The organism is Halosimplex rubrum (genome assembly GCF_013415885.1).
Lineage (GTDB): Archaea > Halobacteriota > Halobacteria > Halobacteriales > Haloarculaceae > Halosimplex > Halosimplex rubrum.
In genome coordinates, this window is the sequence record NZ_CP058910.1 from 576,373 (window position 1) to 589,035 (window position 12,663).

General features: G+C 64.7%; 14 protein-coding genes and 1 tRNA gene. 5 read left to right on the forward strand and 10 right to left on the reverse strand.

Features of this window, described 5'->3' with window-relative positions; all coding sequences use genetic code 11:
- Positions 1 to 130: 130 nt before the first annotated feature.
- Entirely contained in the window at positions 131 to 637 is a 507-nt protein-coding gene (locus tag HZS55_RS02895) for a DUF7858 family protein (RefSeq protein ID WP_179910255.1), read from the forward strand.
- Between the two features lie 73 nt (positions 638 to 710).
- Here HZS55_RS02895 and HZS55_RS02900 read toward each other — a convergent pair whose 3' ends face one another.
- The gene (locus tag HZS55_RS02900; RefSeq protein ID WP_179910256.1) at positions 711 to 1,142 is read right to left on the reverse strand and encodes a universal stress protein; all 432 of its coding nucleotides are present in this window, start codon (positions 1,140 to 1,142) and stop codon (positions 711 to 713) included.
- Positions 1,143 to 1,250: 108 nt separating this feature from the next.
- On the opposite strand from HZS55_RS02900, the gene HZS55_RS02905 reads away from it, so the two are divergent.
- The gene (locus tag HZS55_RS02905) at positions 1,251 to 2,258 is read left to right on the forward strand and encodes an alcohol dehydrogenase catalytic domain-containing protein (RefSeq protein WP_179910257.1); all 1,008 of its coding nucleotides are present in this window, start codon (positions 1,251 to 1,253) and stop codon (positions 2,256 to 2,258) included.
- A 44-nt stretch (positions 2,259 to 2,302) separates the two neighbouring features.
- Here the strand turns inward: HZS55_RS02905 and HZS55_RS02910 are convergent.
- From HZS55_RS02910 to larE, 3 genes are all read right to left on the reverse strand, one after another.
- A tRNA-Gln gene (locus HZS55_RS02910) sits at positions 2,303 to 2,375 on the reverse strand.
- 113 nt (positions 2,376 to 2,488) lie between these two features.
- Complete coding sequence (locus tag HZS55_RS02915) at positions 2,489 to 3,073, reverse strand: homing endonuclease associated repeat-containing protein (RefSeq protein WP_179910258.1); 585 nt, start codon at positions 3,071 to 3,073, stop codon at positions 2,489 to 2,491.
- A gap of 227 nt (positions 3,074 to 3,300) precedes the next feature.
- Positions 3,301 to 4,212: an ATP-dependent sacrificial sulfur transferase LarE gene (gene larE / locus HZS55_RS02920; RefSeq protein WP_179910259.1), complete on the reverse strand. Its 912-nt coding sequence runs from the start codon at positions 4,210 to 4,212 to the stop codon at positions 3,301 to 3,303.
- Between the two features lie 241 nt (positions 4,213 to 4,453).
- On the opposite strand from larE, the gene HZS55_RS02925 reads away from it, so the two are divergent.
- Complete coding sequence (locus tag HZS55_RS02925) at positions 4,454 to 5,446, forward strand: hypothetical protein (RefSeq protein WP_179910260.1); 993 nt, start codon at positions 4,454 to 4,456, stop codon at positions 5,444 to 5,446.
- Positions 5,447 to 5,571: 125 nt separating this feature from the next.
- Positions 5,572 to 7,554 carry a MutS-related protein gene (locus tag HZS55_RS02930; protein WP_179910261.1) on the forward strand — a complete coding sequence of 661 codons (1,983 nt, stop codon included), beginning with the start codon at positions 5,572 to 5,574 and terminating at the stop codon, positions 7,552 to 7,554.
- 222 nt (positions 7,555 to 7,776) lie between these two features.
- On the opposite strand, the gene HZS55_RS02935 is transcribed toward HZS55_RS02930, so the two are convergent.
- The 6 genes from HZS55_RS02935 to HZS55_RS02960 form a co-directional block, all read right to left on the reverse strand.
- Complete coding sequence (locus tag HZS55_RS02935) at positions 7,777 to 8,019, reverse strand: hypothetical protein (protein ID WP_179910262.1); 243 nt, start codon at positions 8,017 to 8,019, stop codon at positions 7,777 to 7,779.
- Positions 8,020 to 8,120: 101 nt separating this feature from the next.
- Positions 8,121 to 8,834 (reverse strand): queuosine precursor transporter, encoded by a 714-nt coding sequence (locus HZS55_RS02940; RefSeq protein ID WP_179910263.1) that lies wholly within the window; start codon positions 8,832 to 8,834, stop codon positions 8,121 to 8,123.
- Positions 8,831 to 9,007, reverse strand: coding sequence for a ribbon-helix-helix domain-containing protein (locus HZS55_RS02945; protein ID WP_179910264.1), 177 nt, complete (start codon positions 9,005 to 9,007; stop codon positions 8,831 to 8,833). The genes HZS55_RS02940 and HZS55_RS02945 overlap by 4 nt, the downstream gene beginning before the upstream one ends.
- A gap of 141 nt (positions 9,008 to 9,148) precedes the next feature.
- Positions 9,149 to 9,811 carry a hypothetical protein gene (locus tag HZS55_RS02950; RefSeq protein ID WP_179910265.1) on the reverse strand — a complete coding sequence of 221 codons (663 nt, stop codon included), beginning with the start codon at positions 9,809 to 9,811 and terminating at the stop codon, positions 9,149 to 9,151.
- Positions 9,812 to 9,855: 44 nt separating this feature from the next.
- On the reverse strand, positions 9,856 to 11,049 hold the full coding sequence (locus tag HZS55_RS02955; protein WP_218927269.1) for an FxLYD domain-containing protein: 1,194 nt from the start codon (positions 11,047 to 11,049) through the stop codon (positions 9,856 to 9,858).
- Positions 11,050 to 11,359: 310 nt separating this feature from the next.
- Positions 11,360 to 11,599, reverse strand: coding sequence for a MarR family transcriptional regulator (locus tag HZS55_RS02960; RefSeq protein WP_394353549.1), 240 nt, complete (start codon positions 11,597 to 11,599; stop codon positions 11,360 to 11,362).
- Positions 11,600 to 11,766: 167 nt separating this feature from the next.
- On the opposite strand from HZS55_RS02960, the gene HZS55_RS02965 reads away from it, so the two are divergent.
- Positions 11,767 to 12,651, forward strand: a complete 885-nt coding sequence (locus HZS55_RS02965; RefSeq protein WP_179910267.1) for a hypothetical protein — start codon at positions 11,767 to 11,769, stop codon at positions 12,649 to 12,651.
- Positions 12,652 to 12,663: the final 12 nt, after the last annotated feature.

A 12,663-nucleotide genomic window follows, 5' to 3' on the forward strand; every position in this document is an offset into this window, starting at 1 on the left:
TCTCTCGGCGCGGCCAGCCGTAAGTATCCCCCGTCGCCGGAGAGTCATGCTTCCGCTTCCGTCGACCGTCCGGCCGAGTGTCGTGTTCGTTTCCCAACTATTAAACCGGAGACGGGCGAAGCCGCTGGCAATGGGGCTGTCGGACATCGCCGCGGGGATCGAGGTCGTCGACGAGCAGCGCGCGGGCGGGGTCGCCACCGTCGACCGCGTCGACGACCCGCTGGCCGACCGGCTGGAGCCGTTCGCCGAGGAGTTGCCCTGCTCGCCCGGCGAAGCCGCGGCGCTCGTCGACGCCTACGCCGCCGGCAAGCGCGTCGGCGCCGCCGCTCGCGTCGCCGGCGTCGCGCCCACCGACGGGGCGAAGGCGCTGCACCTGTTCGGCGAGCACGTCTCCCCCGTCGGCCCGATGGGCCGGGAGATCGTCGCCGACTGGCTGGCCGGGGAACTGCCCCGCACCGAAGCCGTCGAACTCGCCGGCGTGTCGGACGGGGAGTTCGCCCTCGCCGCCTTCGTCGAGACGCACGACCCCATCGACGGCGCGATGGAGGCCGTCGCGGGCGCGCTCTCGGTCGACGACGCGGACACGCGCGAGGCGCTCGGCGAGACGATGGACGGCCCCGGCGAGACGGACTTCTGACCGCGTCTTCGGGCTGACAGCCACTGCGGGAGACGCGTGCGCCACCGCACCCACTCCGGCGATCGCCGACCGCTCACCGAACGACGGTCACGGTCACGGGCGCCTCGCCGACGACGGTCGTCGCGACGGTCCCGAGGAGCCGGCGGCCGATATCGGAGCGGTCGCCCCCGTGGCCGCCCATGACGATCTGGTCGACGTCCATATCCTCGGCGGCCGCCAGGATCGTCTCGGCTGGGTCGCCGGTCTCGACGACCGTCTCGACGGTTCGGTCGCCCTCGGCGGCGGCCCCGCGGGCGCTCTCGACCAGCGACTGAGTACGCTCGCGGGCGTCTTCGCGGCGCCGCTCGTCGGGTTCGAGGACGCCGCCCTCGCTCATCGAGGCGTCGAGCGGCGTGACGACGTTCAGGACGGTGATCCGGCAGTCGAACGTCTCCAGCGCGTGGGCGAGCGCCTCGTCGGCCAGCGGTGACCCGTCGAGCGGGACGAGCACGTGCGAGGGGGTCATACTCGACCAATGTACGCCCGAACGGAAGTACCTGCGCCGGCGGGGACAGCGGCGGCACGGATCGCCGCCGACGCCGGACTCTTGCCCGCAGACCACGGATCGCCACCCATGCGAGCCGCAGCGTTCACCGACCTCGTCGGACCGGAGGGCGTGCGCGTCGTCGACCAGCCCGACCCCGAACCCGCCCGGGGCGAAGCCGTCGTCGACGTCGAGGCCTGTTCGATCAACCGCCACGACCTGTGGATCCTCGAAGGCGACTCCGCGATGGTCGACGCCGACGACCTCCCGTTCGTCTCGGGACTCGACGTCGCCGGGACGGTCCGCGAGGCGGCCCCCGACGTGACCGGCGTCGAACCGGGCGACCGCGTCGTCCTCTGTCCCAACGAGACGTGCGGGCGGTGTCGGTTCTGTCGCGAGGGGCCGGAGAACATGTGCGAGCGCTTCTCGCTGTACCACGGCGGGCTGGCCGAGCGGGCCCGGGTGACGGCCGACCGACTCGTCGCCCTCCCCGACGGCGTGGACACCACGACCGCCGCCGCGCTCCCGACGGCGTACATGACTGCCTACCGGATGTTGCGACGCGCCGACGTGACGACCGGCGACCGCGTGTTCGTCCCCGGCGCGACCGGCGGCGTCGGCGTCGCGGCGGTCCAACTGTGCGACGCCCTCGGTATCGAGACGGTCGGCACCTCTCGCTCGGCCGCGAAACTCGACCGCGTCCGCGAGGTCGGGCTCGATCGCGGGATCGAATCGGCCGACACCGACGAGATCGAAGCCGCGATCGACGAGCCGGTCGACGCCGTCGTCAACCACCTCGGCGGCGAGTACTCGAACCTGGGCCAGTCCGTCCTCCGTCGGGGCGGAACCATGGTCGTCTGCGGCCGCACCGCCGGCGGGACCTCCGAGTTCGACGTGGCCGACCTCTTCCTCGGGCACAAGCGGATCGTCGGCTCGACGATGGGCACCCAGTCCGACCTGGAGCGGCTGGTCGCGTTCGTCGAAGACGGCCGTCTGGACCCCGTGGTCGACGAGACCTACCCGCTGGCCGAGACCGGCGCGGCCTTCGCGGCGATGCAAGAACGGGAGAGCGTCGGGAAGCTGGTGGTGGTATCGTAGCGGGCCGACCGCTCCTCTCAGAACGTGACAGATGCCGAAAAGTATAGTCCCGGGAAGATTCGAACTTCCGTCGTTGCCCCCAGAAGGCAACAGGATTGGCCACTACCCCACGGGACTTTGACATGTTTTCCGCCTGTTCGCTCAGCGACTCTACACCAATCGTAGGTGGGAGCCGCACTTGAGTGTTGCGGAGCAGCAGTCATTCGAGGGATGGTAACGTGCATACAGCACTACGGGTCTGTCGTGGCCGAGGCCGGAACTTCGTAGTGTTCCTTTCGGTGGCAGTTGGCACAGAGCACTTCGCAGTTGTCGATCTCGTCGCGGATGCTCTCCTCCGCGTATCCGTAACTGATCATCTCGGAGACGCCCAGTTCCTTCTCGGTCGAATCGGTGTGGTGAAAGTCGAGACAGGCCGGATGACCGGCACCGCAGCGACGACACTCGCAGTGCTCGCGTTTGAACTCGTGGAGCCAGGCGCGCAGCGTCTCCCGCCGGTCTTCCTTCTTCTGTATCTCGGACTCCCTGTTTTTGTAGTACCAGCGCTGGTATCCCGACAGGTCTTCCCACACTTTGTCGTCCGGAAGGTCTACCCCGTTCGGTTTCGGCTGAACGGGGAAGCCACCGTTTTCGCCCTGCGAGTAGGTTTCCAGTCCTGCCCGCTCCTTGGCTTCGTTCCAACCGCCGAGTATCCGCATTATCGTCGAAGCCGCCGGCGTCAGTCCGAGTTCGACGTACTCCTTCTTCGTCGGAGAGTCACCCAGCCGCTTTGCGGCCTCCCGGAGCGATTCGATACACTCCCGTTCCGTTCTCGCCATGGACACGTCCGTTTGCTCCCGGTTTCCGTCAAGTATCTACGGACCCGAAGCGACGCCCCGGCTACAACTCCCGCTCGTAGAAGGTCATCGTCACGGCCGGCGTCGACTCCCGATGCGTCTCGGCGTACGGCACACCGAAACCTCGGTGGGACGAGAGAAACCGACGGTTCGAACGGCAACGTCTGGCGGACTTCGTCGGGGTCGGGCGCGCGTCGCCGGGAAAGCGCTCAGATCTCATCTGCGGTCGGGTAGTCGGTGCCGAACACGTCCTCGACGGCGGAATCGTCGTCGCCGTCGTCGTCGGTCTCCGGTTCGTCGGGTGCTTCCTCGTCGGCGGGGCTGACGCTGCCGGTGCGGTAGCCGTCGAGGTCCAGCGTCACGTGGTCGAAGCCGAGTTCGCCGATGTACTGGCGGGCGGCGCGGACGAACTCCGGGTCGAGCGCGTCTTCGAGTTCGTCCTCGCCGACCTCGATGCGGGCGATACCGTCGTGGTCGCGCACGCGGAACTGCTCGAAGCCCCACGTCCGCAGGACGGTCTCGGCCTGCTCGATGCGGCCGAGCCGCTCCTCGGTGACCTCCAGGCCGGTGGGGATGCGCGAGGAGAGACAGGCCATCGAGGGCTTGTCCGCGACGGAGAGGCCGTAGTCGTCGGCGATCTCCCGGACTTCCGACTTGACGAGGTCGTGCTCCAGCAGCGGCGAGTAGGCGTCGAGCTCCTCGACGGCCTGGAGTCCCGGGCGGTGACCCTCGCCGGGGTCGGAGGCGTTGGTGCCGTCGCAGACCACGTCGATGCCCAGTTCCTCGGCGTGGTCGAACATCGCGCCCAGCCGCATGGTGCGGCAGTGATAACAGCGGTCGTCACCGTTCTCGACGAACGCCTGGCTGTCGAGCTCGGAGAACTCGACGACCTCGTGGCGGATGCCGATCTCCTCGGCGACGCGGCGGGCGTCGTCGAGTTCGGCGTCGGGGAGCGTCTCGCTTTTGGCCGTGCAGGCGACGGCGTCGTCGCCGAGCGCGTCGTGGGCGATGGCGGCGACTGCGCTGGAGTCCACGCCGCCGGAGAAGGCGACGAGGACGCCGTCGCGGTCGGCCAGGTCGGCGCGCGCGGCGGCGAGCTTGTCGGCGACCGAAGTGCTCATCGCCGGCGATTCGGTGTGAACGGGCAAAAGCCCGTTGTTCGCCGCCGCGCGGGCGCCGTCGAACGCGACCGGACCGGCGAGTGCCGGGTCCAGACCTTTCGGTCCGGCGGTTCTCCCTCGGGTATGGAAGTCCCTTCTCGCGGTCGAGTACGGAGCCGACGGCTCGGGGCCGACGCCGCCCGGGATCCGTCGCGGGAGTCACGGCGGACGGTCGGTCGCGGTCGCCGGGCCGCGGTGGACGATGGCCGGTAGCGAGGGGTCATCGGGCGGTTCGGACGCCGGGACGAGCGGCCTGCGCCACTGGGTGTTCCTCGACGGGAACCGCTGGCTGATCACCGCCGTCGTCTGCGTCGCGGTCTTCGCCGTCACGCGCGGGCTCGTCGCCCTGGGGGTCCTCGCGGTCGGGCCGAGCGGCAACGTACCGACGGTGTTCGGGAGCGGCATCACTTCCGGGGTGTTCACGCTCGTCACGCTGACGCTGACGGTCAACCAGCTCGTCTCCTCGCAGGTGTTCGGCAAGCCCGACTCGCTGCGACAGCGCTACGAGAAGGGCGCCCGGCTCCGCGACCGCGTCGCGGAGCTGAGCGGCCGGTCGACGGTGCCGGTCGACACCGCCGACTTCGTCGCGGTCGTCGGCGAGGCCCTCGACGACCGCGCCGACTCGCTCCGCGGATCGCGGCAGGGGACGGCGAGCGCCGACGCCGGGGGAGCGGGCGACCTCGCGACGCTGGCGAGCGACCTCGGCGACTTCGCCGACCGGATCGCCCGCGTCTCCGGCGAGATGAAACCGGTCGAGGCCATCTCGGCGACCGCCGGGTCGGACTACGCGCGCTTCCGGCGGCGCGTCCGGGCCGAGACCGCGGGCGCGGAGCTGTCCGACCCCGTCGCCGACGACCTCGACGCGGTCGAGGAGTTACTGGGCCACCTCTCGGTCGCCCGGCAGTACTTCAAGACGCTCGCGCTCCACCAGGAACTCGCGAAGCTCTCGCGGGAGATTATCTACCTGAGCGTCCCCTGCCTGCTCGTCGCGGTCTCCGTCCCGCTGCTGTATCGCTCGAACGGGGCGGCGGTCCCCGAACCGGCGCTCCCGTGGGTGATCAGCGCGGCGGTCGCGGTGGTGCTCGCGCCGCTGGTCGTGCTCGTGGTGCGACTGCTGCGCGTCTCGACGGTGATGCGCTACACCGTCTCGACGGGGCCGTTCGCGCCGCCCGAGGACTGGCCCTGGAACGAGTGAGGACCCGCCGGCGCCGTCGCTCGCGACGCCGCTTCGGCGGCCGACCGACGGTCTCGATGGCTCCCAGCGACCGGCCCGCGGCCGGCCGCGGGATTTTTCTCCGCCGGTAGCAATGTGGCGGGTAGATGGACATCGAGACGATCCCCGGGGTCGGCGAGAAGACGGCCGCGGCGCTGTCGGAACTCGACGACCCCGAGCGGGCGCTCCGCGACGGGGACGTGGCCGCGCTGGGCCGGGCCCCGGGCATCAGCGACGGCCGCGCCGCCCGCATCGCCCGCGCCGCCATCCGCCGCGAGCACGGCGATCCGGGGGGGTTCGCCGCCACGCCGCGCGCCCAGGAGATCTACCGCGACGCCCTCGATCTGGTCGGCGACCACGCCGTCACCCGCTACGCCGAGCGCCGCCTGGAGACGTTCTACCCCTCCCCCTCCCGCACCCGGGTCGAGGAGGCCCGCGAGTTCGCGGCTCGCGCGATGGAACGCGACCCCGACGACGAGGTCCGCGGCGCGCTGGCCGGGGTCGAACCCCTCGAATCACCGCCGAGCGTCCGCGTCCGGGACCGCTGTCTCGCCACGACCGACGCCGAGACCTACGCCCGCGCCCAGGACGCGCTCCCCGAGGTCAGCGTCGAGATCGTCGACGACGCCCGCGGCCTCGCTGACCTCGCCCGGGGGTACGCCACCGTCGTCGCGCTCGACGACGCCTTCACCGGCGTCGAGGTCGACGGCGACGTGCGCGTCGAGCCCGACGCGCTGGACGACCCCGCCACCGTCGTCCCCGAGCGCACCCTCGCCTTCTTCGCCCACAACCGCGATCGCCTGCGGGCGGCCGTCGAGGTCCACCGCGTCGCCGAGATGGACCCGCCCTGCGACCTGGACGAACTCGCCGACGCGCTCGCCCGCATCGACGACGACGGCGACGTCGCCGACGACGACCGTCTCGAGCGGTTGCAGACCGCCGTCGACGACCTCGACGCCGCCGTCTCGACCGCCGAGAGCGTCGCCAACGACCGCCTCCGGGCGGCCATCGAGGAGCGCGACGTGACCATCGAGGGCGCCGACCTCCTCTCGCTGGTCGAGCAGGGCGCCGGCGTCGACTCCCTGCTCCAGCGCGAGCTCGCCGACGAGTACGCCGAAGCGGTCGACGACGCCCGCGACCACCTCGTCGACGCCCTCGGCCTGGACGACTACGCCGACATGGCTCGTCGGGCGTTCCCCGACCAGCCCACCTTCCCCGTCGAGCGCGACGAGGCGGTCGTCTCGCGGCTGCGCGAGGAACTCACCACCGCCCGCGACCGCCGCGCGACCCGCCTCAAGCGGGAGGTCGCGACCGACCTGGCCGACGCCCGCGAGGACGCCGAGGCGCTGGCCGAGGCCGCGCTCGAACTCGACGTCGAACTCGCGATCGCCCGGTTCGCCCGCGAGTACGACTGTACGATGCCGGAAGTCGGCGGCGAGGGGATCGCCATCGAGGGCGGCCGCTCGCCGCTTTTGGACGTGGCCTACGGGGAAGTCGACCCCGTCGACTACGGCGTCGAGGGCGTCGCCCTGTTGACGGGCGTCAACAGCGGCGGGAAGACGTCCGTGCTCGACCTGGTCGCGCTGACCGTCACGCTCGCGCACATGGGGTTGCCCGTCCCCGCCGACTCTGCCCGCGTCGAACACGTCGAGGAGTTGCACTACCACGCCAAGACTCAGGGGACGCTGGACGCCGGCGCCTTCGAGTCCACCCTCCGGGAGTTCGGGAGCCTGGTCGACGATATCCGGTCGGGCGACGGGGGGAGCGTGGTCGTCCTCGTCGACGAACTGGAGAGCATCACCGAGCCCGGCGCCAGCGCGAAGATCATGGCCGGCATCCTCGAAGCGTTCGACGCCACGGACGCCACCGCCGTCTTCGTCACCCACCTCGCCCGCGAGATCCGGGACGCCGCCCGCACCGAGCTGGCCGTCGACGGCATCGAAGCCGAGGGCCTGGTCGACGGCGAACTCGTGGTCGACCGCTCGCCGGTGAAGGACGTGCTCGCCCGCTCGACCCCGGAACTCATCGTCGAGAAGCTCGCCGACGAGCGCGACGGGTTCTACGTGGAACTGCTGGAGAAGTTCGAGTGAGAGGGTTGGCAGTTTTGATCTCCGACGTGGTGCGGTTGCGGTGGCGTGCGCTGTCGCGCGCTCTCGTGCGCGCGACGACAACCGCGCGAGGGATGAGACGCGCAGGAGCCTGCGACGAGCGTCGAATCGGCTGGGGAGGCTCGTGGCCGTCTGCGGTGCTGTGCTGTCCTGGTGGACTGAAAGGGCGAGGCGCGCTCGCGCCAATAGTCGCCTGAGCGGGCACTATCCGCGCGGGCGGTGCCGAGAGCGCGGATATCCCGCCTCAGCGACCGCGAGCGCGGCGAGGGCTTTCAACGCCTGCTGTCTCGTGCTGTCGATCCAACTCCTAGCGAGCGCGGCGAGGGCTTTCAACGCCTGCTGTCTCGTGCTGTCGATCCAACTCCTAGCGAGCGCGGCGAGGGCTTTCAACGCCTGCTGTCTCGTGCTGTCGATCCAACTCCTAGCGAGCGCGGCGAGGGCTTTCATCGTCTGTCGTCGAGTGCGGTGGAGTCAGTTCAGAGCGAGCGGGTCGACGGTGTCCACCGATTACCGTCTCCTGCGGTCAGAGCGAATCCGACGCTCCGAACTCACTCCGAGCCGGCGTACGCGGTCGCGGAGGCGGTCTTCCGCGAGCGGACGGCGGCGACGACGGCGTAGACGAAGGGAGTGTCGGCGACGGCGACCAAGAGCTTGAAGAGGTACTGTCCGGCGACGAGCGCGACGGCGCCCGACAGCGGCGTCGAGCCGAGGAAGTAGAAGCCGACGAAGACGAATATGACCGTGTCGACGAGCTGGCTGGTGGCCGTCGAACCGATGTTTCTGAGCCAGAGGTACTTCCCGTCGGTGGCCTCGCGGATCCAGTGGAAGACGAAGACGTCCCAGTTCTGGCTGACGACGTACGCCGAGAGGCTGGCGACGACGATGGCGGTGCTGGAGCCGAGCACGTTCCGGAACGCCGCCAGGTCGATCTGGCCGGGTTCGGTCTGGGGGAGCGCCGGCGCCTCGATGGTGGTCCAGACGAGCACGAGCATGACGACGTTCATCGCGAACCCGACGTTGACGACGACGGTGGCGGCCTTCCGGCCGTAGAGCTCCGAGTAACAGTCCGAGGCGAAGAAGGTCAGCGCGTACGCCAGCGCCGCGCCCGGGAGGACGAGGGCGCCGCCGACGACCGGCAACTCGAACGGGAGCCCGAACTGCAGCAGCTTCGAGGCGGTCAGCTGCGCGGTCACGATGGCGGTGACGAACAGGCCGATCAGGCCGACCTGTGCCGGCGAGAGCGCGGGACGGGGCTCGCTCACTCGTCGTCCTCCAGGCGGCCCTGCCGGGCGTCGATGTCGTCGAGCATGTCGAGGGTCTTTCGCATCGACGCCCGGATCGCCTCGCTCCGGTTGACGAACTTGCCGTCCTCCCCGACGTGCTCGTCCATGTCGTCCAGCAACTCCTCGGGCACCTCCACGCTGATCTTGGGCATTAGTTTCTCACCTTCTAGAGACTCTATTATCTACTACCTGAACAACGACGGTTCGTGCTGGCTGTCTGAATGCTCGCATAGTATTCTCGTGGGAATATCTACGGTGGGTGATTAAAAGCTCGCCGCTCGCCGACGATGACCTCAGTCTTCTAAATGCCAAAGAATCCGGTTGTCCAGTTGCGTACTCATATCCTCTAAGTCAAGCGAATATTGTGTCTGTACCACTTCTCCATCTGGATCCTCTCCTCTGACTTCTATGATGGCTTCGTCCCACTGTGTGTCTTCTATCGTCTGCTTCGTCAGTTCTGTTTCCGTAGTCGGTGTATCAAGACCCAGATTGTGGATCTGAATCCGTGAAGGCTCACTCCATCCCCCAGCGGCAGGGAAAATGACTTTGAAGTCCGACTCCGGATCGAACCCTCGTCCAGCTGAATAATCTTGAATCAGTCGAAAAACCTCAACCCATTCAGCTTCGCCACCAATGAGATCTATCGATTCATTCGAGTTCTCTCTTGCCCACACACAGGTCGTGTCTACTGTTATTTCAGTATCTGAATCGTCAGATTCCCGAGTCCCTGTCAGTCTAAGCTTAGGCGTACAATTGTAGACAGTCTTCCGTCCGAAGTTTTCGACTCTCGCTCGATAAACGGCGGAGAGGACTTCCTTTTCCGCAAAGTCACTTCCGTAGAGGGCTATCCCGCGTGTCGAGGTCACCCCGAGTGATCCCCGTTTGAATCGGCCAACGAGAATTTGGCCCAATCGAAGGAGCGGAGAGAGAAGCTTTGCTAGGATTCCGCCGTCCATAGACGACAGTTGTGATGACGAGTTATAGTACCAACTGAACTCAACTACGTATTGCCATACCCAACAGCCACGTGTTCACTGACTCGATCTATTCGATCCCGAGCGTCCCACTGAATCTCGAATTGCCAAGTCTCTTCTGCCGGAATATCGGTCTCCTGATCGTGGCCTCCTGCGAGAACGACACCATCTCCATCGTAGATCTTACTATACGCTGAAGCAGAGAGCAATTCTTGTCCGCTGGTGTTCGCAAGCTCCCCAGTTATTGTGACGGTCGTTCCGTTGGTCTGTAACTCGCTATTTTGGACCTCAACGTTTTCATCGGAGGGGATGGGGTAGCCTTCGGCGTCGATTTCGATCTCGGCGTCCCCAATTGAAGCTTGTTCTTTGCTCGCGTACACTCGCGCCTCCCACGTCTCCTCTACAGCAAGCGAGACAAGTTCTGCTTGGCCGCCACCCTCATAGAGGAAATTACCATCGTCATCGTACCAGCGTACGACAAGTTCTGCTGGACCTGATTGCCCATCCCCACGGTTCACGATAGTAGCAGCCACGTACGGCGCTGGTTCATCACTACTATCATCGACCGAAAACCCACGGCTCACAATCTGGAGATCGGACGTAGGTGTCTCCTCCGAAGTTTCTGTCTCTGCCGAGCTTGGTGTCTCCATTGGCGTCCCTTCATCGAGAGGAGTGTAGGACTCCGTTGGTCTGCCCAATATCCGATCCAACAGTTGCGCAGGAGGAAGCGGGGAGTCAGCCCGTTTTGCTTCATTATGTCGTTGGGTAAACCAGTCCCTCGATGGACCACCTAAGTCACCAAACATACTGAGAGCATCAAGATGTGCCTGAGTCCAGTCGACGGCACGTACACACGGCTCGTTGAACTCTGGAGATTCGCTTAGTTGTCTGGATTCTTCGAACAGGTCGGCTGCTTCTCCGAAATATTCAGACGCACTCTCCATTGTATCCGATAGGGTCTGCCAGTCGAACGGGTAGTCCTCAAGATTGGACTCCCCCTCAGGTAGATTCTCAAAGAACAACTGTCGGCCAGTATTGTACTCAGCAAGTGCATCCTCCGAGAGGTTGTACGCTTCTTCGTATTTCTGTAGTCCCTGCTCGTCGTGTTCGGAGAGATCGGAGCGACCACTACTCTCCATCGTGTCTAATGACCCAGTACAGCCCGCAATGGTAACGATCCCGACCGGGATAACTGACCGTATCGCGGTTCTGCGCTTCATATATGAATATTGAAATTTATATTTCTATGAAATAAGTAGCTTGCGTTCACTAACGTGGATGGAAACGAGGAGAGTACCGTCATTGGATGATACAAGAGTACAGAATTACTTATAGCTGGCCACAATATATTGTGGCTCTAAATCAGGATACAGGATATGGACTCCCGTCTTCTTTCGATGACAAGTGTTGCGTTAGTACGGTTAGCGTATTCTCATTAACCAAAGTCCTGTCAAGACAACATCCGAACTATCGAGGACTCATAATTCGATGTACGAGAGCTAAGACTGCGTAAAATGAGCCGCTATACGGTCAATCTGCGATTTGAAGATCTTCGGCGTCAAGTTCTCCCTTGAGATACCGTTCACCTTTCTCTGTGATCCGATAATTCGTAGCATCGGCTCGTTGAACGAGTCCTGCGTCGGCCAGCTTCCGACATCGTCGAGAGATGTATTCGCCGGTATAGTCGATGTTTGCGCCGATGACGCTGGGTGACGCGATTATCTCCTTCTCGTGGAGAAACTCTAAGACACGTTCATCGGCCTGAGTCATCCAGTCTACGCGAGCCCGCATCCAATCCATATCTATGCTTGAACCGGCCTAAGAGGGAGCGAGGATGTGTCTAGAGACACCTGAAACTGACCTGTAGACACAAGATTTTGTGGACAGGTTCAAGTGAGGCGAAGGAGTACGCGAATCCAATCGCCTTTCCGACATCAATGAGTACCCCTGCTAACAATCCAGAAGAGGCGCTTTTGAGTATTGTAGACGACTACGAGCAGTCACAGGCTCTCTTTGAGAAGAAAGACCCAGAGGATGATGTCGATCTCCCGCTCAAAGAGGCCCTACACGAACTAGATACAGCGGGTGAATTTGCCGATGACCGAGCACGGTGTCTCTATCTGACCTTCACTCTAACACTCAACTTCAGTAGGCCTGCTGATCGTCTCAGCCAACGTCTTCAGAGTCTCTGGGTCGCTGAACCGTGGGTCTTCGATCCGCAAACAATTGTAGCAGAGCAGAGATACCACGATCTATTGGACCTGTTCAAGGGACACAACGACTTCCAAGACCACCCCGTGATGAACGAGTACGGGCTAATGGAGTACGGGAAACAGGACGCCGCCTTCTGGTACACAGTCGCGCACACCCTCTATCACGAGTTCGAGTCTAATCCTCTGTCGCTTATTGATGACCACGACGGCGACGCCCACGCTATATATCAGTATGTGAGCAACGAGCGATTGGATGAACCCGCCCACGAGGAGATCCAAACGACAAAGAAGTTTCCTGGTCTCGGCGGCGAGAAGATCGCTCCGTTATGGCTTCGTGCGATTGATGACTATATCCGTCCGCTCGATAACATCGCTCTGCTTCCGATCCCGGTGGATGTCCAAGTTGCTCGTGTTACGAACAGTCTATTCGGAACCAAGTACACGGCGGACAGCGACGAAGATCGAGAGGCGATCCGAAACCTATATCGGCAGTTCTGCGAGGAGTACAATCGGACATCGACACGACTCGATAAGGCGATCTGGCTGATTGGGGAAAACTGGAATGACGGCGGCCGCGATTATTTGAATGAAAAGAGAGGTCAACACTAAGGACTGGAGGGG